Origin of the sequence: Actinomadura spongiicola (assembly GCF_003432485.1) — a bacterium.
Lineage (GTDB): Bacteria > Actinomycetota > Actinomycetes > Streptosporangiales > Streptosporangiaceae > Spirillospora > Spirillospora spongiicola.
The window spans coordinates 641693-665023 of record NZ_QVNQ01000003.1; the positions used below are offsets into that span (position 1 = coordinate 641693).

Below are 23331 nucleotides of genomic sequence, written 5' to 3' on the forward strand. Positions count from 1 at the left end.
GTGGCCACGCTTTCCCAATGGGTCGCCGGATCCCGGCCCCGCACCCTGCCCGCGTCCCTCGTCCCCGTCGTCGTCGGCACCGGCGTCGCCGTGGGCGAGGGCGGCGCCGTCTGGTGGCGCGCCGTACTCGCCGGGTTCGTGTCCGTCGCCCTGCAGGTCGGCGTGAACTACTCCAACGACTACAGCGACGGGGTCCGCGGGACCGACGAGGCCCGCGTCGGCCCGCTCCGCCTCGTCGGGTCGAAGGTCGCGCCGCCGAAACAGGTCCTCGCCGCCGCGTGCGGCTGCTTCTTCGCCGCCGGCGTCGCCGGGCTCGTCCTCGCCGCCGTGACGAGCTGGTGGCTGCTGCTCGTCGGGGCCGCCGCGATCCTCGCGGCCTGGTTCTACACGGGCGGGCGGACCCCGTACGGGTACCGGGCGCTCGGCGAGGTCTCGGTGTTCGTCTTCTTCGGCCTCGTCGCCGTGGTCGGGACGACGTACGTGCAGGTGGAGGGCCTGCCGTGGGAGGCGTGGGCCGCGGCCGTCCCGGTCGGGCTGCTGGCCTGCGGGCTGCTGGCCGCCAACAACCTGCGCGACATCCCCACCGACCGCGAGGCCGGCAAGCGGACCCTCGCCGTGCTGCTCGGCGACCCCTGGACCCGCGTCCTGTACGCGGCGTGCACCGCGCTGCCGTTCATGGTCGTCCTGGCGCTGGGGGCGCCGCATCCGTGGGCGCTGATCGCGCTGCTCGCGGCGCCGCTGTCGCTTCCGCCGACGCAGAAGGTGCTGGGCGGCGCGACCGGTCCCGCCCTGATTCCCGTGCTGGGCGAGACCGGCCGGTTGCAGGTCGCCTACGGCGCGCTGCTGGCGGTGGGCCTGGCGCTCTGAGCGTTCGCGCCCCGCTCCGCGAGCAGGACGGCCCCGGTGACGCCCATGAGCAGCCCGGCGAGCAACCCGCACAGGACCGTCAGGTTGAGCGCGCTCGTCGAGCCCGAGTCGAGGAACTCCGGCTGACTGAGCACGGTGAGGAGTTCGTACAGCGACCAGGCGAACGTGGCGCCCGTCCCGATCCAGGCGCCCGCCAGCGGCACCGCGAACCGCGCCGGACGACGGCCCCGCTGGACGATCAACAGCAACGTCACCGCGCCCGCGACCGCCAGCAGGCCCATCACGCCGTCGATCGTCTGGTGGGCCGGACCCCGACGGGCGAGTTCCTCGGCGCGGATTCCGGCCGTCCCGCCGAACGCCCAGTAGAACTGCACGGCCGCGAAGACCGCCGCGAACACTCCCGCCGTACGCGCCATGAGCACCTGCAACCCGTGCGTCGCGCCCCGGGCGACATCCTTGGTGCGGACGGTGAACACGTCCGGCCACCGGTCCCTCGCGTACAGGAGGAAGGCGACGAGCAGCCCGACCCCCTGCACCGTGAAACCCGTGTACACGACGCCGTACACCCAGCTCTGGAGCTCGTCACCGGCCCCTGACTGGATCAGCGGCTCGTCGGAGAAAAGCGTCTGCACGGCGACACCGATCGGGAGGGCCAGGCCGATCGGCGCGAGCAGCCCCGCGCCGACCCAGATCGGCGTCAGCACCATCCAGGCCGGGACGCGCCGCCCCCAGGGAAACGTGAACGCCAGCACGACCAGCACGGCCACCGCGTCCATGCCCATGGTGATCGCGTTGCCCACGTAGAGCGCGGAGGACTTGGCCGCCTCCGCGTCGTTCCACCCCACCGTGCTGCCGGACAGCCAAGCGAGCTTGATGGTGAGGTAGGGAACGCACGCGGCGACGGTCACCGCGCACACGGCCAGCCGGAGACGCCCCGGCCCCCGGTGCGCGGTCGACGCCCACCGGTTGAGAACTGAAACGGTCATGGTCAGACGATGGCGAAACCCGTTCCCGTGCCGCCTCCCGCCGCCGGGTGAAACGGAGGCCGCCGCTCCCCCACGCGGGGGAGTCGTGCGCTCAGCGCGGCGCCGCTTCCGACCCCCAGTCGATCTCCGGGAGACCGGCGTCGACCAGTGCCTTGTTCACGGCGCTGAACGGACGCGTCCCGAAGAACTTCTTGGCGCTGAGCGGGCTCGGATGCGCCGACTCGATCACGGTGTGGTGCGGCCCGGTGACGAGCCGGGCCTTCTTGCGGGCGTAGGCGCCCCAGAGCACGAACACCACCCGTTCGGTCTTGTCGTTCAGTGCCCGGATCGCGGCGTCGGTGAAGTCCTCCCAGCCCTTGCCGGCGTGCGAGCCCGCCTCACCGGCCCGAACGGTCAGCACCGCGTTGAGCAGCAGGACGCCCTGCGCCGCCCACCGGGTCAGGTCGCCGGACTTCGCTACCGGCACGTCGAGATCGGTGGCCAGTTCCTTGTAGATGTTGCGCAGCGACGGAGGCACCCGGACCCCGTCGCGGACGCTGAAGCTGAGCCCGTGCGCCTGACCGGGCCCGTGGTAGGGGTCCTGCCCGAGGATCAGGACGCGCGCACCGTCGAACGGGCAGTGGCGGAACGCGCTGAAGAGGTCCTCACGCGGCGGGTAGACGGTCTGCTGCGCGTACTCCCCCGCGACGAACGCTCCCAGCGCGGCGGTGGCGATCGGGTCGAGCAGCGGGTCGAGCCGCTCCCGCCAGTCGCCGGGCAGCATTTCCATCAGGTCGAGGGACATTGTTTTCGGGCCTCCGAGGACGTGATCGCCAGTGCGGCTCACCCTAGTCCGCGGCACTGACACGCCAGGGCGGAATTCCGGGAGCGAAACCATCCCGACCCTAGGATGAAGCCATATGCCCGATTCCCCCCGTCGGCGGCGGCTCCTAGCGTCCGTCCCGCTCACCGCGCTCACCGTCCTCACCTTCGGCGCGGGCTGCGGCGGCTCGTCCGGGCCGACCACGCTCACCGTCCTCGCCTCCTCGTCGCTGACCGAGGCGCTCGACGAGATCGGCACGGCCTACCACCACAAGCACCCCGACGTCAGGCTCCACTTCGAGTTCGGCGACGCGCCCAGGATCGCCGACCGGCTGTCCGGCCACCATCCCGGCGATGTGGTGGTGACGGCCGACCACGTGAGCCTGAACGACTCCGACGAGGCTCTCACCGGACGGCGCCGGACCGTCGCGCACACGTCCCTGACCATCGCCGTCGCGCCCGGCAACCCGCACCGCCTCCGCGGCCTGGACGACCTGACACGCCCCCGGCTGCGCGTCGCGGTCGGCGCCGACACCGTCCCCGTGGGCCGCTACACCCGCCAGGTTCTCGCCAAGGCGGGGCTGACCGTCCGGTGGAGCTCCCAGGAGATCAGCGCCCGCGCCGTCCTGGACCGGGTCCGGTCCGGCGAGGCGGACGCCGGGCTCGTCTACGTCACCGACCTGCGCTCGGCGGGCGTCGCCGTGAGCAGCGTCCCCATCCCGGCGACCCAGAACGTCACCGTCACCTTCCCCGCCGCAGCCATCGGGGACAGCGACCACAAAGAGGCCGCGAGCGCGTTCGTTTCATGGCTGGTGACACCGACCGCCCAGAAGCTACTCAACAAGCACGGCTTCGCCACCCCAACCTCCCCCCAGTAAGGCTCACCGGAGGCGATCACAGGATCCGGGTACGCTGACTACACACGGTCCTCTAGGATGACGGGAGCCGAACGTGATGGAGGAATCACCCAAAGTGAGCATTATTGCCGCTGCCTGCCGCTATCACGAGCTCCCCGACACCCCCTACAACCTCTGGATGCGGGACGAACTCGCCGATGCACTGGAACTCCCCCACGACGGCACTCGTGTCGAAATCATCGGTGGGGAGATGATCGTGTCACCAGGGCCTGACTATGGCCACAACGCCGTCATCCGCGGTATCCAGCAGCGATTCTTCGCCGCGGAACTGACGGACCCCTCGTTCCCATGGCGCTGCATCACCACCCAGGACGTGAAACTGAGCGACATCCACGATGGCTACATTCCCGACCTGTGCGTGCTGAGCGTGGAGAACGACAAGCAAGCACGGACCGCGCAGCTCAAGAAGCTGCCTCCCCGGTCGCTGGAACTCGTGGTCGAAGTCACCTCGCCGAACAACGCGTTCGTTGACCGCGAACCTCGTCGCCGCCATCCCGCCTTCACGAAATGGATCGGGTACGCCAGGGTGGGCGTCCCGTACTATCTGCTGGTCGATCGCGACCCGCGGGAGGCGCGGACAACGCTGTTCACCCAGCCCGACCCAACCAGCGGCGAGTATCGGGAGTCGGTGAGCTGGGCTTTCGGGGAGGCCGTGAAACTTCCCGAGCCGTTCTGTCTGGAGATCCCCACGGATGAATGGGAGCCGTGGCAGCGGAGCTGAGGACTTCTCTGGGCCCTGTCATTGTCACATCCTCCTCACTCGGTTCGTCAGTGCTGTGACGTGACCGACGAGGGGGATGTTCGATGGACCAGCGCGAGTTCTTGGCGGACGAGTTCGAGAAGCACCGCGTGCACCTCAAAGCGGTGGCCTACCGGATGCTCGGCTCGCTCAGCGAGGCGGAGGACGCCGTCCAGGAGGCGTGGCTGAGGCTCAACCGCTCCGACGCGGACGGAATCGATAACCTGGGCGGCTGGCTGACCACGGTCGTGGGCCGCCTCTGCCTGGACATCCTGCGTTCCCGCACCGCACGGCGCGAGGAACCCCTGGAGGAACGCCTCCCGGACCCGATCATCGGCCCGGCGTCCGGTGTCGACCCCGAACACGAGGCGTTGATGGCCGATTCCGTCGGCCTCGCGCTGTTGGTGGTCCTGGAGTCCCTTACTCCCGCCGAGCGGCTCGCGTTCGTCCTGCACGACACCTTCGCCATACCGTTCGAGGACATCGCCCCCATCGTCGGACGGTCCCCGGCCGCGGCGCGGCAACTCGCCAGCCGGGCCCGCCGCCGGGTGCGGGGCGCCGCGCCCGATCCCGAACGCGACCGGGCCCGCCAGCGCGAGGTCGTCGACGCGTTCCAGGCGGCGGCGCGCGGCGGCGACTTCCAGGCCCTTCTCGCCGTCCTGGCTCCCGACGTCGTGCTGCGCGCCGACCTCGGGATCCGCGGCCGGAAGGTGGTCCGCGGCGCGGAGGCCGTCGCCGGTCAGGCGCTCCTGTTCCGCCGGGTGGGCGGCGAGTCCCGGCCCGCGCTGGTCAACGGCACGGCCGGGATGATCGGCTCCATCAACGGACGGACCACGTCCGTGCTGTCCTTCGTGATCGTGGACGGCAGGGTGTCCGCCATCGACATCCTCGCCGACCCCGACCGCCTGGCCGACCTCGACCTCAGCGTCCTCGACTGAGCGGGATCACAGCCCGAGCAGGCCCTCGATTCCGATCGTGAGGCGGTCGAGCCCCGCGACCTTGCGGACGGCGAGAAGGACGCCCGGCATGAACGACTCGCGGTTCATCGAGTCGTGCCGGATGGTGAACAGCTCACCGTGCCCGCCGAGAACGACCTCCTGATGGGCGACGGCGCCGGACATACGAACCGCGTGAACGCGGACACCGTCCACGTCGGCGCCGCGGGCTCCAGCGATCTCGGACGTGGTGGCGTCCGGCGACGGCGCCACCCCGGCCTCGGCGCGGGCGGCGGCGACCAGTTCGGCGGTGCGGTAGGCGGTGCCGGACGGGGCGTCGGCCTTGTTCGGATGGTGCGTCTCGACGATCTCGACGGACTCGAAGAGCGGGGCCGCCTTCTGCGCGAAGTGCATCATCAGCACCGCGCCGATGCCGAAGTTCGGGGCGATGACGACGTTGCCCGCCGACTCGTCGGTCAGCCAGGACCGGACCGTGTCGACCCGCGACGGGTCGAACCCGCTGGTGCCGACGACGGCGTGCAGGCCGTGTTCGACGCACCATTTGAGGTTGTCCATGACGACGCCGGGGTGGGTGAAGTCGACGACGACCTCGGCGGCGGCCAGCTCATCGAGCGCGTCACCCTGGTCGACGGCGGCGACGAGCTCCATGTCGTCGGCCCCCTCCACGGCGCGGCACACCTCGATGCCCATCCGGCCCCGCGCGCCCAGCACCCCGACCTCGATCACGTGTGTTCCTCCCGGTTGGCGTCCCGCCGAGCCTATCGCTCAGAAGCGCTTACCGAGCTCCCGCGCCTCCGCGTAAGCGGCACGACGCCCGGCTTCGGCGTCGGCGGTGGCCAGGTTAGGGCGGAACATCACGGAGCTGATGTCGTCGATCCCGGCCCAACGCAGCCACCCCTCCAGAAACGGCACCTGATGATCGCTCCCGAACGCGGCCGGCCGCCCCTCCCCGTAGACGGCACTGGTGTAGACGACGGCGGCCTTCTTACCACTCAGCAGACCGCTGTAGCCCTTCTCGGGATCGAAGGTGAACACCCACCCCGGCTGGGACACCACATCGACGAACTGCTTCAGGATGTATGGAACGCTCGTGTTCCACATGGGAACGCTGAACAGGTAACGGTCATAGGAGTCGAACCGCTCGAAGACCCGCCGAAGAGCCTCCCAGGCAGCAGCCTGCTCACCGGACAGCTCTTCCCCCGCGAAAACGGCCATCTTGGCCCCCGCCGCCGCGGGTCCGAACTCGGGCAGCGTGCCGTCCCACAGGTCATAGTGATCGACGACATCACCATGAACCTCGCGATAGGCGTCCACGAACACCCCGGCGAGCGCCAACGACTCCGACGCGCCCCCTCGCGGCGAAGCAGAAACATGCAGCAAACGAGACACGAGCACTCCTCCAAAGATCCGGACCAAGGTCCACTTACCACTGAAGAGAAGATTAGCGGACCTCAGTCCGCTTAGCAAGCCACACCTCACCACTCCAAGCCGCCGTGATCGAGTCCAAGGGCCCGGCCGCGGGCTGAGGCGACCGAATCAAGAACGATCGCGCAGTGAGCCGACGCGATGCAGCGATCGCCCGCAGTGCACGTGAACACAGCGACCTCAGCCTGCCTTCGCAACCACGCAACCACCTCGACCACTGCGATCGCGTCCAAAGGCAGGTTCGAGCGAAGCGAGAACCTGATCGCGCAGCGAGCGGCAAGGCGAGACGGAGCGATGCAAGCGATCGCACCAATTTCTCGACGATGGAGGCCCGCCAGGGCCGAAGGAGGAGAGAAATTAAATAGACACAGGCCCTATGACGGTGAGGGCTTGGGGGGTGGTGAGGATGTCTTGGGCGATCGCGCGGATGTCGTCGAGGGTGACGGATTCGATGCGGGCCAGGACCTCGTCGACGGGGAGGAGGGATTCGTAGACGAGTTCGCTCTTGCCGATGCGGCTCATGCGGGAGCCGGTGTCCTCCAGGCCGAGGACCATCGCGCCGCGTAGTTGGCCTTTTCCGCGTTCGAGTTCCTCGGCGGTGAGGCCGGTGGTGACGGCCTTGTCGAGTTCGTCGCGGCAGATGGACAGGACCTCTTCGGCCTTGGCGGGCTGGCAGCCCGCGTAGACGCCGAAGATGCCGGAGTCGGCGTACTGGGCGGTGTAGCTGTACACCGAGTACGCCAGGCCGCGCTTCTCGCGGATCTCCTGGAAGAGGCGGGAGGACATGCCGCCGCCGAGTGCCGCGTTGAGCACGCCGAGGGCGAAGCGGCGGTCGTCGGTGCGGGAGACGCCGGCGCCGCCGAGGATGATGTGGGCCTGCTCGGTGTCCTTCTCGATCACGACGCGCCGGGGGTCGATCGGGACGGGGGTGCCGTCGAGGCGGGGCGGGGCGGGTTCGGCGTCGCCGGTGAGGTGCGGTTCGAACGCGCGGGCGACCAGGCCGACGACCTCGTCGTGGTCGATGTTGCCGGCCACCGACACCACGAGGTTGGACGGGACGTAGTGCCTGCGGTAGTAGCCGTGGATGCGGTCGCGGGAGAGCGCGTTGATGGAGTCCTCGGTGCCGAGGATGGGACGTCCGAGGGGGGTGTCGCCGTAGAGCGCGGTGGCGAACTCGTCGTGGATCAGGTCGCCGGGGTCGTCGTCGCGCATGTGGATCTCTTCGAGGATCACGCCGCGTTCGGCCTCGACGTCCTCGGGACGGTTCACCGACGCCACGACCATGTCGGAGACGACGTCCACGGCGAGCGGCAGGTCGGCGTCCAGGACCCGCGCGTAGTAGCAGGTGTACTCCTTGGCGGTGAACGCGTTGAGGTCGCCGCCGACCGCGTCGATCGCCGCGGAGATCTCCAGCGCGGACCGCCGTTTCGTGCCCTTGAACAGCACGTGTTCGAGGTAGTGGCTGGCTCCGGCGTCGGCGGGGGCCTCGTCGCGGGAGCCGACCGCGGACCAGATGCCGAACGCGGCGGACCGCACGGTCGGCATCGTCTCGGTGATGATCCGTAGCCCGCCGGGGAGGACGGTGCGGCGTACCGCGCCGGCGCCGTCGGTGTGGATCGTGGTGGTGGTGCCGGGCTCCTGCGCCCTCGCCGGCAGGGTCACGTGTCGCTCACATTCAGATGCGGCCGACCAGCCGTCCCGCGTGGGGACGGCCGGTCGGTCATCGGCCGGGGTCAGGAGTTGCGCTGGCCTGCGTCGTCGCCGCCACGGCGGGTGCGGCGGCGGCGCGGGCGGCGCTCGCCGTCGTCACGGCGTTCCCGGCGCTCGCCGGAGTCGCCGCCGGTGGACTCGGCGGCGGGGGCGTCGCCCTCATCGGAGTCGCCCTTGTCGGCGGCCTCGCGATCGATCACCTCGACCGGCACCAGCGACAGCTTGCCGCGCTGATCGATCTCGGTGACCTCGACCTGGATCTTCTCGCCGACGCCCATCACGTCCTCGACGTTCTCGATCCGGGCGCCGCCGTGCAGCTTGCGGATCTGCGAGACGTGCAGCAGGCCGTCCTTGCCGGGCAGCAGCGACACGAACGCGCCGAACGTGGTGGTCTTGACGACGGTGCCGAGGAACCGCTCGCCGACCTCCGGCATGTGCGGGTTCGCGATCGAGTTGATCGCCTGCCGGGCCGCCTCGGCGGACGGGCCGTCGGTGGCGCCGACGTAGATCGTGCCGTCGTCCTCGATCGTGATGTCGGCGCCGGTGTCGTCCTGGATCGAGTTGATCATCTTGCCCTTGGGGCCGATGACCTCGCCGATCTTGTCGACGGGGACCTTGATGGTGATGATCCGCGGCGCGTTCGGGCTCATCTCGGCGGGCGCCTCGATGGCCTCCTGCATGACGTCCAGGATCGCGAGGCGGGCGCCCTTGGCCTGCTTCAGCGCGGCGGCCAGCACGGAGGCGGGAATGCCGTCGAGCTTGGTGTCGAGCTGGAGCGCGGTGATCACGTCACGGGTGCCGGCGACCTTGAAGTCCATGTCGCCGAAGGCGTCCTCGGCGCCGAGGATGTCGGTCAGCGTGACGTACTCGCCGCCCTCGTTGATGAGGCCCATGGCGATGCCCGCGACCATCTGCTTGAGCGGGACTCCCGCGTCCAGCAGCGACATGGTCGACGCGCACACCGAGCCCATCGACGTGGACCCGTTCGACCCGAGCGCCTCCGACACCTGCCGGATCGCGTACGGGAACTCCTCGCGGCTCGGCAGCACCGGGATCAGGGCGCGCTCGGCGAGCGCGCCGTGCCCGATCTCGCGGCGCTTCGGCGAGCCGACGCGGCCGGTCTCACCGGTGGAGTACGGCGGGAAGTTGTAGTTGTGCATGTACCGCTTGGTGCGCTCGGGGTTGAGCGTGTCGATCATCTGCTCCATGCGGAGCATGTTCAGCGTGGTCACGCCGAGGATCTGCGTCTCGCCGCGCTCGAACAGCGCCGACCCGTGCACCCGCGGGACGACGTGCGCCTCGGCGGTGAGCTGCCGGATGTCCTTCGGGCCGCGGCCGTCGATGCGCAGCCCGTCGCGGACGACCCGCTCGCGGACGAGCTTCTTGGTCACGGCGCGGTACGCGGCGGAGATCTCCTTCTCGCGGCCCTCGAAGGTCTCGGCGAGCTTCTCCGCGACGGCCGTCTTGATCTCGTCCAGGCGGCTCTCGCGCTCCTGCTTGCCGACGATCGTGAGGGCCTGCGCGAGGTCCTCGGTGACGGCGTCGGAGACGGCGGCGTACACGTCGTCCTGGTAGTCCAGGAAGATCGGGTACTCGGCGGTCTCCTTGGCGGCGACGGCGGCGAGTTCGCTCTGCGCCTGGCAGAGGGCCTTGATGAACGGCTTGGCCGCCTCCAGGCCCTCGGCGACGGTCTCCTCGGTGGGGGCGGCGGCGCCCTCGCCGACGAGCTTCAGGGTGTCGCGGGTGGACTCGGCCTCCACCATCATGATCGCGACGTCGCCGTCCTCCAGGACGCGTCCGGCGACCACCATGTCGAAGGTGGCGTTCTCCAGCTCGGGGTGGGTCGGGAAGCCGATCCAGCGGCCCTCGATCAGCGCGACGCGGACGCCGCCGATCGGGCCGGAGAACGGCAGGCCCGCCAGCTGCGTGGACATCGAGGCCGCGTTGATCGCGACGACGTCGTACAGGTGGTCGGGATGCAACGCCATGATCGTCTCAACGATCTGGATCTCGTTGCGCAGGCCCTTGACGAACGACGGGCGCAGCGGCCGGTCGATCAGGCGGCAGGTCAGGATCGCGTCCTCGGACGGCCGGCCCTCCCGCCGGAAGAACGAGCCGGGGATGCGCCCGGCCGCGTACATCCGCTCCTCGACGTCCACGGTCAGCGGGAAGAAGTCGAGGGTCTCCTTCGGCTTCTTCGACGCGGTGGTCGCCGACAGCACCATCGTCTCGTCGTCGAGATAGGCGACGGCGGAGCCGGCGGCCTGGCGGGCCAGCCGGCCCGTCTCGAAGCGGATGGTGCGGGTGCCGAAGTCGCCGTTGTCGATGACGGCCTCGGTGCTGTGGGCGCCGTCGATGCGCACGGCTTCTGTCACGGGAAACCTCCTCAGGGTTCCATGTCGGTCCTCGCGGCCGTTTCCCGTGGTTTCACGCTGCCGGTCTTCGATCGAAGCGCCCGGATCGAGATGTCCGCCGATGCGGCGGAACGGATCCGGAAGCCACTACCGAGGACCGGCCCGCACCAGCGGTGTCCGCGAGGCTTGTCTACAGTTGTCCGGCCCGCCCGCGCCTGCCGGGGCGGTCGGGCGGCCGGTGCGCCGGTGGCGGCCCGTCCAGCGGGACCCGGCGCGTTCGGACGGCGCGTCGCTCACCCCGTCCGGCCATGGACGCTCGGCCCACGGCGGGCCATAAAGGAAGGGAGTGGCCCGGCGGGCCACTCCCTCACCGTCCTAGCGGCGCAGACCGAGTCGCTCGATCAGCTGCCGGTAACGGTTGATGTCCTTGTTGGCGAGGTACTTCAGGAGCCGGCGACGACGGCCGACCAGCAGCAGCAGACCGCGGCGGCTGTGGTGGTCGTGCTTGTGCTCCTTGAGGTGCTCGGTCAGATCGTTGATCCGACGCGTGAGCAGCGCGACCTGGACCTCCGGGGATCCGGTGTCACCCTCAGTGGTCGCGTACTCCGAGATGATCTTGTTCTTGGTGGCGGTGTCGAGCGACACGTGGCTCCTTCGATGCGATCGTCACCCGCAGATCCGAAAGCCCGTCGGGCGGGGTCCGCATGGTGCGTGAAGAGATTGGCGGGCCGCATGAGGGTGCAGCCAGCCGCGCCGGAACTCTTCCCGGCGACTATTCACCGTACCATGTCGGAAAGGCCCTCGGTCACGAAGAGGAAAGCCCCGTTGTCGCAGGGTACGCATTCCGCCGGAACCTAAACGGAGGTGATCTCCCGGGCGCGGGCCACGTCCCGGTGCATCTCCTCGATCAGCGCCTCGACGGACTCGAACTTGAGCGTGTCCCGGATCCGCGCGACGAAGTCGACGGCCATGTGCTCGCCGTAGAGGTCGAGGTCGTCACGGTCCAGCGCGTACGCCTCGACGGTCCGCTCGCCCGTGCCCTCGAACGTCGGGTTCGTTCCGATGGAGATCGCGGCGGGCCAGCTGAAGTCGGGATAGCGGCCCGAGTCGCAGACCAGCCGGCCCGCGTACACCCCGTCCGCGGGGATCGCCGTGTGCGGCGGCGTCTCCAGGTTCGCGGTGGGGAAGCCGAGCGCGCGTCCGCGCATGTGGCCCCGCACGACGACGCCCTCGACGCGGTGCGGACGGCCGAGCGCCCGCGCCGCCGTCTCGACGTCGCCCGCGTCGAGCCGCCCGCGGATGTAGCTGGACGAGATCGTGTCGCCGTTGGCGACCAGCGGCACGCCCTCGGCGGTGAAGTCGTACTTCTCGCCGAGCTCCCGCAGCAGCGCCACGTCGCCCTTGGCTCTGTGCCCGAACCGGAAGTCCTCGCCGACGACGACGTGCGACGCGTGCAGCCGGTCGACCAGGACCGACTGGACGAACTCGTCCGGCGCCATCTTCGACAGCTCCAGCGTGAACGGCACGACGACGACGGCGTCGGTGCCGAGCCCCTCCAGCAGCTCGATGCGGCGCCGGGTGGTGGCGAGCACCGGCGGGTGCGTGCCGGGCCGGACGACCTCGTCCGGATGCGGGTCGAACGTGATCACCACGGATCGCAGGCCACGGCGACGCGCCTCCTCGGCGGCGGATCCGACGATCCGCTGGTGGCCGCGGTGCACACCGTCGAACACCCCGATCGTGATGACAGAACGGCCCCAGTCTGCGGGAACCTCGTCGAGGCCATTCCAGCGCCGCACCATTCACTCCCTGTGTAGGACGTGCCTGCCCGTTCTTGCTGCCGTCCTAAGAGTGCCATGCGCGGGCGGGCTAGTCGGAACCCGGGTTCACCCCGACTGGTACACCACGAACGATACGGCGATGTACTGCAGGATGTAGGCGGCGAGCGTGCAGGCGTGGAAGACCTCGTGGTACCCGAACCAGCGCGGCGACGGGTCCGGGCGGCGCAGCCCGTACACGACTCCGCCGACGCTGTAGCAGATGCCGCCCGCCGCGACCATGACGCAGGCCGCGACGCCCGCGCCGGACAGGAGCTGCGGCATGAAGAACACCGCGACCCAGCCGAGCACGATGTAGAGCGTGACGTAGAGGGCCCGCGGCGCGCCGATCCAGACCGTCCGGAACACGACGCCGAGGACGGCGCCCGTCCACACGATGATCAGGACGGTGAGGCGGACGCCGCCGTCGAGCGCGAGGACGGCGAACGGCGTGTAGGTCCCCGCGATGATCAGGTAGATGTTGGCGTGGTCGAAGCGGCGCAGGACCTCCAGCAGCCGGTGCGAGGTCTGGCGGTGGTACGTTCCCGAGATCCCGAACAGCATCGCCGACGTCGCCACGTACACCGCCGACGCCAGCCGCGCCTGCACGCTCGGGCCGAGCGCGACCAGGACGAGTCCGGCGACCAGAACGGCGGGGAACGCGCCGATGTGCAGCCAGCCGCGCAGCCGGGGACGGGTCGGGGACGCTACCTGGGCGTCGTGCTTCACGGTGGTCACGGGCACCTCCTCACAAAGCCTACGCACTAGTAGGTTACGCGAGCGTAGGTTGGTACGCACCGTTTTCTCCGGTGATGATGGCCACCGGTGGACAGGTTCGTCCAGGTCCCGTGAGCGATCAGGAGATGAACACCGCGAGAGGCCGGGCGACGGCGCCGCGCTCCTCGACGAGCGCCAGCAGGGCGCCGTCGGGCGCGAAGACCCCGATGGGCCCCGGGCCCAGTCCCGCGGCGGGAAGGCGCCCGCCGTGGGCGACCTTGCGGGCGTCGTCGTCCGACACGTCCCGGCGCGGGAACGCCGCGGCGACCGCCTCGCCCATCGGAAGGATCTCCATCTTCTCGGCGAGCCGGTCGAGCGTCCGGGCCATGCCCAGGTCGTAGGGGCCGACCCGGGTGCGGCGCAGCGCCGTGAGATGGCCGCCGCAGCCGAGGGACGCGCCGAGATCGCGGGCCAGGGCCCGGATGTAGGTGCCGGACGAGCAGGTGACGGAGGCGTCCACGTCGATCACGTCGCCGTCGCGCCGGACGTCCAGGACGGCGAAGTCGTGCACGGTCACCGACCGGGCGGCGAGTTCGACCTCCTCGCCCCTGCGGGCCATCCGGTAGGCCCGCTCACCGTTCACCTTGATCGCGCTGACCTGGGGCGGGACCTGCCGGATCGGCCCGGTCAGCGCCGCGACGCCCGCGTCGAGCGCCGGGCCGGTGACGGACGCGGCGGACGCCGTCGCGGTGACCTCGCCCTCGGCGTCGTCGGTGTTGGTCGACACGCCGAGCCGGATCGTGGCCTCGTAGACCTTGTCCGTCAGCGCGAGATGCCCGAGAAGGCGCGTGGCCTTGCCGACCCCGAGGACGAGGACCCCCGTCGCCATCGGGTCCAGCGTGCCCGCGTGCCCGACGCGGCGGGTCTTCGCCAGCCGCCGCATCCTGCCGACCACGTCGTGGGACGTCCAGCCGGACGGCTTGTCCACGATGACGAGTCCCGAGTTCTCCACACCCGCTCCGAAGTCTTCAGTCCCGGTCGCCGGGCACGCGCAGCGCGGCGCGCAACCGGTCGATGATCGAGGCGGGCTCGCCGCCCATGGTGAACGCCGCGGCGGTGCGGTGCCCGCCGCCGCCGAGCTCGACACAGGCGCGGCCGACGTCGACCGAGCCCTTCGACCGGGTCGACACGTACCACTCGCCCCGGTCGTTCTCCTTGCAGACGACCGCGACCTCCGCCTCGTCGGTGCGTCTGAGCTGGTCGATGACTCCTTCGAGCTGGTCGTACTCGACGTCGCGGGCGACCCGGTCGGACCGCGCGACGGTCGTCCACACCAGCCCGCGCCCACCGGCGGCGTCGCGTTCCAGCCTGGCCCGCGCCAGCGCGCCCGCGAGGACCTGAAGGTAGCCGAACGGGGCGCGGTCCCACAGTTCCCGGCTGACCGCCTCGGGCCGGACGCCCGCCGTCAGCAGCCGTCCCGCGAGGTCGTGCACCTCGGGTGTCGTGCACGGGTATTTGAACGAGCCGGTGTCGCTCGCGAGCCCCGCGTACAGGCCCTGCGCCATGTCCCGGTCCAAGGGGACGCCGAGCCTGCGGATCAGCTCTTCGACCAGCACCGCCGTGGCGGCGGCGTCCGGGTCGACGATCCGCACGCCGCCGAACCCGATGTTGGACGCGTGATGGTCGATCACGATCAGGGCCCCGGCCCGGCCCGCGGGCCCGGCGAGCGCGCCGAGCCGCGACCGTCCGGCCGCGTCCAGCGAGATCATGAGCTGCGGGGCCTCGGGCACCCGGGCGGGCTCGACCAGCATCTCCTGGCCGGGCAGGAACCGGAGGATCGCGGGCACGGTGAACGGCTCCCCGAAGGACGCGAGGCAGTGCTTGCCCAGCGCGCGCAGGGCCCGCGCCAGCGCCAGCATCGAGCCGAGCGCGTCGCCGTCCGGGGCCACGTGGCAGGCGAGCCACACCTCCCCCGCGGCGTCGATCAGCTGGACGGCCCGGTCCCACTCCAGTTCCTTGAACGCCCTGGTGGCCGCCTCGGGCACGCCCGGCGCCGGCTGCTCCACCGACGTGGGCTGCTCCACCGGCGCGGGCGGCTCGACGGTCGGGGGCGGACCCCCGGCGCGGGGCCCGGCGTCATGGCCGTTCGCGGAATGCCCGCCCGCGTCGCGGGGGAGGCAATTCCCGTTCCAGCCGGCGCGCGGCGCCTCCGCACGCCTCTCGGGAGCGCTCACGGCGACGGGCGTCCCGATCGGCCGTCCTCACCGTCCCCCGCGGTGTCCCGGTCGTCCTCGTCGTCGACCTCGTCCTCGCCGGCCTCGTCCTGGTCTTCGTCCGCGTCTTCGTCCTGGTCTTCGTCCTCGTCGACCACGCGGTACGGGTTGGCGTCACCGGCCGGGGACGCGTTCTGCGCGTTCCTGGCCACCTCCGCGTCCTTCGCGCGGGCCTGGGCCAGCAGGTCGTCGATGTGCGCCGCGTTCTCCATCAGGGAGTCCATGACGAAGGTGATGCTGGGCGTGTGGCGGACTCCCGTCTTCCTGCCCACCTCCGACCGGATGACGCCCTTGGCGCTCTCCAGCGCGGCGGCCGTCTCGGCGCGTTCGCCGTCGGACCCGTACACCGTGTAGTACACGGTCGCGTCACGCAGGTCGTTGGTGATGCGGGTGTCCGTCACGGTCACGAAGCCGAGCCGCGGATCCTTGATCCGCCTCTCCAGCATCTCGGCCACGATCTGCTGGATGCGGTCGGCGAGCTTACGCGCCCGAGCTGCGTCCACCATGATCGCACTCCCTTTCTGTGGTCTCACGACCCGTCCGTGGTCTGTCGACGCCTCCCGCCCGGCGCTCCCGTCCGGGGCCGCTCAGTCGTCGTCGTTGAAGAGCCGCCGCCGCGCGGACAGCAGCTCGATCTCCGGTCGACCGGCCACGAGCCGTTCGCACCGGTCGAGCACCTGGGTGCAGTTCGCGGCGGTGCCCGAGACCACCGCCACCCCGATCTCCGCCCTGCGGTGCAGGTCGTTGTCGCCGGTCTCGGCGACCGCCACGGCCGGGAAGTGCTTGCGCACCTCGGCGATGACGGGCCGCAGGACGGACCGCTTCTGTTTCAGCGAGCGGACGTCCCCCAGCAGCAGGTCGAGCGTCAGCGCACCCACGTACACCTGGTCGATCACCTCGGGATCCTCAGAAGATGGAACGGCGGTGGTCACCCGCCGTGTTCCCGGCCACCCATCCCCCGAATCAGGGACGGACCGGACATGACAGACGCCAGGCTAGAAGATCCACCTGGCGCCGTGTCACCCGTTTAAACGATCACACCGCCGGAGACCGCGGAGAGCGGGGCGCGGCGGCGTTCCGCGTCCCGATCGCCCAGGGCTCAGGTGCCCCGAGTCGCGGGCCGCGACTCTACCGGGACCGCGTCCTCCGGCCGGGAAGGCGCCGCCGAGGGCGGACCTTCCCGGCCGGATCGAAGCGATACGGCGACGTCCCGTCAGTCGCGGGGCTTCTCCCGCATCTCGAAACACTCGATGACGTCGCCGAGCTTGACGTCGTTGTAGCCCACGCCGATACCGCATTCGAAGCCCTCGCGGACCTCGGTCGCGTCGTCCTTGAAGCGCCGCAGCGACGTCACCGTCAGGTTGTCGGCGACCACGACGCCGTCGCGGACGAGACGGGCCTTGGCGTTGCGCTGGATGACGCCCGAGGTGACCATCGAGCCCGCGACATTGCCGATCCGCGGCACCCGGAAGATCTCCCGGATCTCGGCGGTGCCGAGCTGGACCTCCTCGAACTCCGGCTTGAGCATGCCCTTGAGGGCCGCCTCGATCTCCTCGATCGCCTGGTAGATGATCGAGTAGTACCGGATGTCGACGCCCTCGCGGTCGGCGAGCTCCTGCGCGTTGCGCTCCGGCCGCACGTTGAAGCCGATGATGACCGCGCCCTCGGACGCCAGCGAGAGGTTGACGTCGTCCTGCGTGATCGCGCCGACGCCGCGGCGGATGATCCGCAGGTTGACCTCCTCGCCCACGTCGATCTTGAGGAGGGAGTCCTCCAACGCCTCGACGGAACCGGACACGTCGCCCTTGAGGATGAGCAGCAGCTCCTGCCGGTCGCCCCGCTCCAGGTCCTTGAACAGCTCTTCGAGGGAGCTGCTCTTGCGGCTCTTGAGCAGTTCGGCGTTGCGCTTGCGCGCGACCCGCTTGTCGGCGATCTGCCGGGCGACCCGGTCGTCGTCGACGACCAGGAAGTTGTCGCCCGCGCCGGGCACGGCGGCGAGGCCGAGCACCTGCACCGGACGGGACGGGCCCGCCTCCTCGACCGGCTCGAAGTTCTCGTCGAGCATCGCCCGGACGCGACCGTTGGCCACGCCGCAGACGATCGAGTCGCCGACCCGCAGCGTGCCGCGCTGCACCAGCACGGTCGCCACGGCGCCCCGGCCCTTGTCCAGGTGGGCCTCGATGGCCGAGCCCTGGGCGGGCATGTCGGGGTTGGCCTTCAGGTCGAGCTCGGCGTCGGCGGTCAGGATGATCGCCTCCAGCAGCCCGTCGATGTTGAGGCCCTGCTTGGCCGACACGTCGACGAACTGGGTCTGGCCACCGAACTCCTCGGCGACCAGCCCGTACTCGGTGAGCTGCGCGCGCACCTTGTTCGGGTCGGCGCCCTCGACGTCGATCTTGTTGACGGCGACGACGATCGGGACCCCGGCCGCGGTGGCGTGGTCGATCGCCTCGGTGGTCTGCGGCTTGACGCCGTCGTCCGCGGCGACCACCAGCACCACCAGGTCGGTGGTGTCGGCACCGCGGGCACGCATGGCGGTGAACGCCTCGTGACCCGGGGTGTCGATGAAGGTGATCCGGCGCTCCTCGCCGTCGACCTCGGTCTCGACCTGGTAGGCGCCGATGTGCTGGGTGATGCCGCCGGCCTCGCCCGCCTGCACGTTGGCCTGCCGGACGGCGTCCAGCAGCTTGGTCTTGCCGTGGTCGACATGACCCATGACGGTGACCACCGGCGGGCGCGACTGGAGGAGTTCCTCGCCGCCCTCGTCCTCGCCGTACTCGATGTCGAACGACTCGAGAAGCGCGCGGTCCTCGTCCTCGGGGCTGACGACCTGGACGTCGAAGTCCAGTTCGAGCCCGAGCGCCATCAGGTCGTCGGGGTCGACGGACTGGGTCGCGGTGACCATCTTGCCGAGATGCATCATGATCGCGACGAGCGACGCCGGGTTGGCGCCGATCTTCTCGGCGAAGTCGGTCAGGGTCGCGCCCTGCGGCAACCGGATGGTCTTGCCGTTGCCGCGCGGAGCGGAGACGCCGCCGGCGGCGGGCGCCTGCATGCTCTCGAACTCCTGACGGCGCGCCCGCTTGGACTTGCGTCCGCGCTGGGGACGTCCGCCGGGCCGGCCGAAGGCGCCCTGGGTGCCGCCGCGACCGCGACCGCCACCACCGGGACGGGGACCGCCGAAGCCGCCGGGACGGCCACCGCCGCCACCGCCGGCCGTGCGCGGGCCGCCGAAGCCGCCGGGACGACCGCCGCCGCCACCGCCGGGACCGCGACCGCCACCACCGGGGCCACGGCCTCCGCCACCGGGGCCACGACCACCGCCGCCTCCGCCGGGACCGCCGCGCCCGGGGGCGCCGGACGGCCGCGAGGACGGCATGTTCATCGGGCTGGGACGCGGGCCGCCCGGACGGGGCGGCATGCTTCCGGGACTCGGCCGCGGGCCGCCGGCACCGGCGGGACCGCCGGGCCTCGGCCCGGGACGCGGACCCGCTCCACCGGCGCCGCCGCCGGGACGGTCGCCGCCCTGGCGGGGCCCGGGACGCGGGCCGGGCTTGGGCGCCTGGCCCATGCCGCTGGCGTTCGAGCTGAACGGGTTGTTACCGGGACGCGGAGCGCCCGCTCCACGGCCGCCTCCGCCGCCCTGGCGCGGGCCGGGACGCGGGCCCGGCTTCGGCGTGCGGGGACCCGGCTTCGGGCCCCCGGGCGCGCGGCCTCCGGGGCCGGCGCCGCCGGGACCGGCCGCGGGCGGGGCGCTCGGGCCCTGCGCCGCGGGCGCGCTGACCGGCTGGCTCGGCGCCGGCGGGACCGGCCGGGGCGGGCCCGGCTTCGGGCCGCCGCCGGGGCCGCCCGCGCCACCCGGCCCGCTCGGAACACCCGGACCACCCGGACCACCGGCACCGCCGGGGCCCGGCTTGGGCGCGGCGGGACGCGGCGCGGCGGGACCGGGACGCGGCCCCTGCCCCTGCCTGCGTCCGCCCTGAGAATCTGGGGCGCCGCCGGGGGGTCCCGGACGCGGCGCGGCGGGCCGCGGAGCCGAAGAACGCTTCGGCGCGACCCGCTTCTCCCCCTGCTTGGAGGAGGAAGACGAATTTGAGAAGGCTTCTGTCAGCCTACGTACGACCGGCGCCTCGATCGTGGAGGACGCCGACCTTACGAACTCGCCCATTTCCTGGAGCTTGGCCATGACGACCTTGCTCTCGACACCGAACTCCTTGGCGAGTTCGTACACCCGGACCTTCGCCACTGCACTCCCTAACTCGGTCCGGGGGTGCGGCCTCCGGACCGTCGCTAACTTGCCGTACTCATCGCGGCGTGCTCATCGAGCGCTCATAGCAATCTCGACCTGCTTCCGACTAGACGTCGCTTACCATTCGGCCATCCTGCTGCCGCGCGGCGTGTGCCGCAAGCCGCTCCCGCAGGGCGCTACCGTCGAGCGGCCCCGGAACGCGCAGCGCCCTCGGGAACGCCCGACGCCGCTCTGCGAGCTCGAGACACGCCGGATCGGGGTGCAGATACGCACCCCGTCCCGGCAGTCGCCCACGCGGGTCGGGAACGAGAACGCCCTCGACCACCACCAGGCGCAGCAAGTCGGACTTGACCGAGCGAACCCGACATCCGACACACGTGCGGACAGGGACCTCTCGGCCACGTGTCATGAGTCTACCGTGCCGACGCGTCGGCGGGACCTGTCGCATGCGCCCCCGGCGTAGAAGATCGCGAAGAAGATCCGGATTCACCCGACTCGGCCGTCTTCGGCGCCGCCCGCTCGGACTCGGCGCCGGTGGTCCCGGTCTCGGGCTTGGTGTCGGTTTCGGTGTCGGCGACGGTGCCGGTCTCGGTGTCGGACCGGATGTCGATCCGCCAGCCGGTGAGCCGGGCCGCCAGGCGCGCGTTCTGCCCTTCCTTGCCGATCGCGAGCGACAGCTGGTAGTCGGGCACCACGACCCGGGCGACCCGGGCGTCGGCGTCGACCACCTCCACATGGGAGGCCTTCGCGGGCGACAGCGCGTTCTTGACGAAGTCCGCGGGCTCCTCGGACCAGTCCACGATGTCGATCTTCTCGCCGTGCAGTTCGGCCATCACGTTGCGGACCCGGCTGCCGAGCGGACCGATGCAGGCCCCCTTGGCGTTCACCCCCGACTTGCGGGAACGCACCGCGATCTTGGTGCGGTGGCCGGCCTCGCGGGCGATCGCCGCGATCTCCACCGTGCCGTCCGCGATCTCAGGGACCTCCAGCGCGAACAGCTTCCGCACGAGGTTCGGGTGCGTGCGCGACAGCTGGATCGACGGCCCGCGGTGGCCCTTGCGGACCTGCACCACGTAGGCGCGCAGCCGTTCGCCGTGGTCGTAACTCTCGCCGGGCACCTGCTCCTGCGGCGGCAGCACGGCCTCGATCTTGCCGAGGTCGACCAGCACGTTCCGCGGGTCCTTGCCCTGCTGGATGATGCCGGAGACGATGTCGCCCTCGCGCCCGGCGTACTCGCCGAAGGTCAGCTCGTCCTCGGCGTCCCTGAGGCGTTGCAGGATGACCTGCTTCGCGGTGGTCGCCGCGATGCGGCCGAACCCGGTCGGGGTGTCGTCGTACTCGCCGACGGGGTCGCCCTCGTCGTCGGTCTCGGTGGCCCACACGGTGACGTGGCCGCTCTGGCGGTCCAGTTCGACGCGCGCCTTGGGCGCCGCGCCCTCCGTCCGGTGGTAGGCGATCAGAAGTGCGTCTTCGATGGCCTTGACGGCCACGTCGAGCGAGATGTCCTTCTCGCTCTCCAGGCCCCGCAGGGCGGTCATGTCGATGTCCACGAGGTTCCCCCCTCTAGTCCGGCTCAGCCGGAGAACGCGTATCCTCGGCCCCGCGTTCGGACGGAGCGGGCTTGAACTCCACCTGCACACGGCCGCGCCCCAGCTCGCCGAGGCCGAACCGGCGCCGCACCGTCTCGGTCGCCGCACCCTTCGAGCCGCCCTTCGAGGCGCCCTTCGAGGCGGGTCGCGACCCGGCGGCCTTCGACCCCGCGGACCCGCCGCCCCCACCACCGGCTCCCCTGCCTCGGCGCTTCTGGACGACGTCGATCTCGACGGACTCGTCGTCGGCCGCGACCACCCGGCCCTCGACCTGGCCTCCCTCGGTCAGCGGGACGACGACCAGCCGGCCGACCGCACGGCGCCAGTGCCGCGGCTCGGTGAGGGGGCGGTCGACGCCCGGGGAGGTCACCTCCAGCACGTACGGGGAGGTCCCCATGACATCGGTCGTGTCGAGGAGTTCGGAGGCCGTCTCGCTGATCGTGGCGATGTCGTCGAGGTTGACGCCGTCGTCGCCGTCCACGACCACCCGGACGAGGCGGCGCCTGCCGGCGGGCTTCACGTCGACCTCCTCGAGGTCGAAGCCGGCCTCGTCCACCGCGGGCGCGAGCAGCCGGGTCAGCTCGGCGACGGTGGCGGAACGCGCCTGGCGCGCCGGACGTGAGGGCACGTCACCGTGCCCGCCCTGGCCGCGCCCCCCTTGAGCGCGGCCGCCGCGGGACTCGACGCTCATGGGCCCTCCTCGTGTTGTGTCGCCTGCGGTCGCGGTGTCGCCGCTCGTCCGTTGACTCACCTCAAGACTATCGACAGCCGGAGACCGCGGCGGATTTTCGGACGGCTCACCGGCGCGGCGAGTGTGGAATGCTTGGGCGCGCCCGACGATCGCGTCCGGGGACGCGGACCGCGAGCGGGCCGCCGCCCCCCCTCGTCCCACCCCATCGTCCGGTGAGGAGAACTCCCTTGCCAGAGGCCATGCCGAGCCCGCCGGAGACCGTGTCGCGCCGCGCGCTGCTCGGCCGGGGCGCGGTGCTCGGCGGGGGCGCGCTCGTCCCGCCGTGGCTGGCGGGTTGCGCGGCGCGGGCGGAGGCTCCGCGCGAGGACGTGCCGACTCTGGTCGCGGCGATCGCGTCCGAGCAGAACCTGGTCGCCACCTATGCGGCGGCGCGGGCGGCGAACCCTTCACTGGCCGGACGGCTGGACCCCGTCCTCGCGCGGCACCGGGAGCATCTGGCCGTTCTGCGGCGGCACTACGTGCCCGGGTCGGGCGACCGCGCCGACGAGGGCGGGGCGATCCCGTCCCCGAGCGCCCTCCCGGTCCCCGGTGGCGGCGCGGCCCTCGCGGCGTTGCGCGACGCGGAGGACCGCGCGGCGCGGGAACGCGCGGCCGCCGCCGCGAAGGCGGCGCCCGGCCTGGCGCAACTGCTGGCGAGCATCGGCGCCTGCGAGGCGGGCCACGCGATGGTGGTGCGGCGGGCGGTGCGGGACCAGGCCCCGCCCGTCCGGTCGAAAGCCGACACGGAGGCGGTCCAGCGGGTCCTGGCCGCCGAGCACGCGGCCGTGTACGGGTACGGGGTGCTCGGCGCCCGGTTGGGCGGCGCGGCGCGCGAGACCGCGAAGGCCGTCTGGAACGCGCATCGGACCCGGCGGGACGAGCTGATGTCGGCCCTGCCCGCCGCGCCGGTCGCGGCCGCGCCCGCCTACCGGCTGCCGTTCACGGTCACCTCGCCCCGCGCCGCCGCCCGGCTCGCCGCGGTACTGGAAGAGGACCTCGTCCCCGCCTACGTCGGTCTCGCCGGCGCCTCGACCCCCGAGCTGCGGGCCTTCGCCGCCGACGGCGCGCGCCGGGCGATGGCGCGGTCGGCGGCCTGGCGCGTGCGGGCGAACGAGCCCGCGCCGCGGGCCGCGTTCCCCGGGCTGCCCGCCACGGCGCTGTCCCCGCGTTCCGAACCGGGTGAGTGATCTTCCGCACGCGG

At 71.6% G+C, this 23331-nt stretch carries 22 protein-coding genes; 5 read left to right on the forward strand and 17 right to left on the reverse strand.

Going from position 1 to position 23331, the window contains the following annotated elements:
* Positions 1 to 867 (forward strand): 1,4-dihydroxy-2-naphthoate polyprenyltransferase, encoded by an 867-nt coding sequence (locus D0T12_RS11650; RefSeq protein WP_117399514.1) that lies wholly within the window; start codon positions 1 to 3, stop codon positions 865 to 867.
* Here the strand turns inward: D0T12_RS11650 and D0T12_RS11655 are convergent.
* Complete coding sequence (locus D0T12_RS11655; protein ID WP_117399515.1) at positions 831 to 1853, reverse strand: hypothetical protein; 1023 nt, start codon at positions 1851 to 1853, stop codon at positions 831 to 833. The two genes, D0T12_RS11650 and D0T12_RS11655, sit on opposite strands and share 37 nt — an antisense overlap.
* Before the next feature lie 91 nt (positions 1854 to 1944).
* Complete coding sequence (locus D0T12_RS11660; protein WP_117399516.1) at positions 1945 to 2637, reverse strand: uracil-DNA glycosylase; 693 nt, start codon at positions 2635 to 2637, stop codon at positions 1945 to 1947.
* 115 nt (positions 2638 to 2752) lie between these two features.
* On the opposite strand from D0T12_RS11660, the gene modA reads away from it, so the two are divergent.
* The 3 genes from modA to sigJ all read left to right on the forward strand — a co-directional run bounded on the left by modA (position 2753) and on the right by sigJ (position 5248).
* Positions 2753 to 3532, forward strand: coding sequence for a molybdate ABC transporter substrate-binding protein (gene modA, locus D0T12_RS11665; protein WP_117399517.1), 780 nt, complete (start codon positions 2753 to 2755; stop codon positions 3530 to 3532).
* 76 nt (positions 3533 to 3608) lie between these two features.
* Positions 3609 to 4292 carry a Uma2 family endonuclease gene (locus D0T12_RS11670; protein WP_117399518.1) on the forward strand — a complete coding sequence of 228 codons (684 nt, stop codon included), beginning with the start codon at positions 3609 to 3611 and terminating at the stop codon, positions 4290 to 4292.
* An 83-nt stretch (positions 4293 to 4375) separates the two neighbouring features.
* Positions 4376 to 5248, forward strand: a complete 873-nt coding sequence (gene sigJ / locus D0T12_RS11675) for an RNA polymerase sigma factor SigJ (protein WP_117399519.1) — start codon at positions 4376 to 4378, stop codon at positions 5246 to 5248.
* 6 nt (positions 5249 to 5254) lie between these two features.
* Here sigJ and dapB read toward each other — a convergent pair whose 3' ends face one another.
* The 15 genes from dapB to rimP all read right to left on the reverse strand — a co-directional run bounded on the left by dapB (position 5255) and on the right by rimP (position 22091).
* Entirely contained in the window at positions 5255 to 5992 is a 738-nt protein-coding gene (gene dapB / locus D0T12_RS11680) for a 4-hydroxy-tetrahydrodipicolinate reductase (protein WP_117399520.1), read from the reverse strand.
* 39 nt (positions 5993 to 6031) lie between these two features.
* A complete protein-coding gene (locus D0T12_RS11685; protein ID WP_117399767.1) occupies positions 6032 to 6655 on the reverse strand; it encodes an FMN-dependent NADH-azoreductase in 624 nt (207 codons plus the stop codon).
* Positions 6656 to 7048: 393 nt separating this feature from the next.
* A complete protein-coding gene (locus D0T12_RS11690) occupies positions 7049 to 8353 on the reverse strand; it encodes a M16 family metallopeptidase (RefSeq protein ID WP_117399521.1) in 1305 nt (434 codons plus the stop codon).
* Positions 8354 to 8424: 71 nt separating this feature from the next.
* A complete protein-coding gene (locus D0T12_RS11695) occupies positions 8425 to 10758 on the reverse strand; it encodes a polyribonucleotide nucleotidyltransferase (protein WP_117399768.1) in 2334 nt (777 codons plus the stop codon).
* A 372-nt stretch (positions 10759 to 11130) separates the two neighbouring features.
* Positions 11131 to 11400 (reverse strand): 30S ribosomal protein S15, encoded by a 270-nt coding sequence (gene rpsO, locus D0T12_RS11700; protein WP_117399522.1) that lies wholly within the window; start codon positions 11398 to 11400, stop codon positions 11131 to 11133.
* Between the two features lie 209 nt (positions 11401 to 11609).
* Positions 11610 to 12554 (reverse strand): bifunctional riboflavin kinase/FAD synthetase, encoded by a 945-nt coding sequence (locus D0T12_RS11705; RefSeq protein WP_117399769.1) that lies wholly within the window; start codon positions 12552 to 12554, stop codon positions 11610 to 11612.
* An 87-nt stretch (positions 12555 to 12641) separates the two neighbouring features.
* Entirely contained in the window at positions 12642 to 13310 is a 669-nt protein-coding gene (trhA, locus tag D0T12_RS11710; RefSeq protein WP_233525979.1) for a PAQR family membrane homeostasis protein TrhA, read from the reverse strand.
* A gap of 118 nt (positions 13311 to 13428) precedes the next feature.
* On the reverse strand, positions 13429 to 14301 hold the full coding sequence (truB, locus tag D0T12_RS11715; RefSeq protein WP_117399523.1) for a tRNA pseudouridine(55) synthase TruB: 873 nt from the start codon (positions 14299 to 14301) through the stop codon (positions 13429 to 13431).
* Between the two features lie 16 nt (positions 14302 to 14317).
* Positions 14318 to 15523, reverse strand: coding sequence for a DHH family phosphoesterase (locus D0T12_RS11720; RefSeq protein ID WP_233525980.1), 1206 nt, complete (start codon positions 15521 to 15523; stop codon positions 14318 to 14320).
* Positions 15520 to 16068 (reverse strand): 30S ribosome-binding factor RbfA, encoded by a 549-nt coding sequence (gene rbfA / locus D0T12_RS11725; RefSeq protein WP_117399525.1) that lies wholly within the window; start codon positions 16066 to 16068, stop codon positions 15520 to 15522. Before rbfA ends, D0T12_RS11720 begins: the two co-directional genes overlap by 4 nt.
* 81 nt (positions 16069 to 16149) lie before the next feature.
* Positions 16150 to 16458: a DUF503 domain-containing protein gene (locus tag D0T12_RS11730; RefSeq protein ID WP_233525981.1), complete on the reverse strand. Its 309-nt coding sequence runs from the start codon at positions 16456 to 16458 to the stop codon at positions 16150 to 16152.
* A 317-nt stretch (positions 16459 to 16775) separates the two neighbouring features.
* Entirely contained in the window at positions 16776 to 19808 is a 3033-nt protein-coding gene (gene infB / locus D0T12_RS11735) for a translation initiation factor IF-2 (RefSeq protein WP_117399526.1), read from the reverse strand.
* 109 nt (positions 19809 to 19917) lie between these two features.
* Entirely contained in the window at positions 19918 to 20259 is a 342-nt protein-coding gene (locus D0T12_RS11740) for a YlxR family protein (RefSeq protein WP_325050762.1), read from the reverse strand.
* Positions 20225 to 21349 carry a transcription termination factor NusA gene (gene nusA, locus D0T12_RS11745; protein WP_233526012.1) on the reverse strand — a complete coding sequence of 375 codons (1125 nt, stop codon included), beginning with the start codon at positions 21347 to 21349 and terminating at the stop codon, positions 20225 to 20227. Before nusA ends, D0T12_RS11740 begins: the two co-directional genes overlap by 35 nt.
* Positions 21350 to 21374: 25 nt before the next feature.
* Positions 21375 to 22091, reverse strand: a complete 717-nt coding sequence (rimP, locus tag D0T12_RS11750; protein ID WP_117399529.1) for a ribosome maturation factor RimP — start codon at positions 22089 to 22091, stop codon at positions 21375 to 21377.
* Between the two features lie 227 nt (positions 22092 to 22318).
* On the opposite strand from rimP, the gene D0T12_RS36475 reads away from it, so the two are divergent.
* On the forward strand, positions 22319 to 23317 hold the full coding sequence (locus tag D0T12_RS36475) for a ferritin-like domain-containing protein (RefSeq protein WP_233525982.1): 999 nt from the start codon (positions 22319 to 22321) through the stop codon (positions 23315 to 23317).
* Positions 23318 to 23331: the final 14 nt, after the last annotated feature.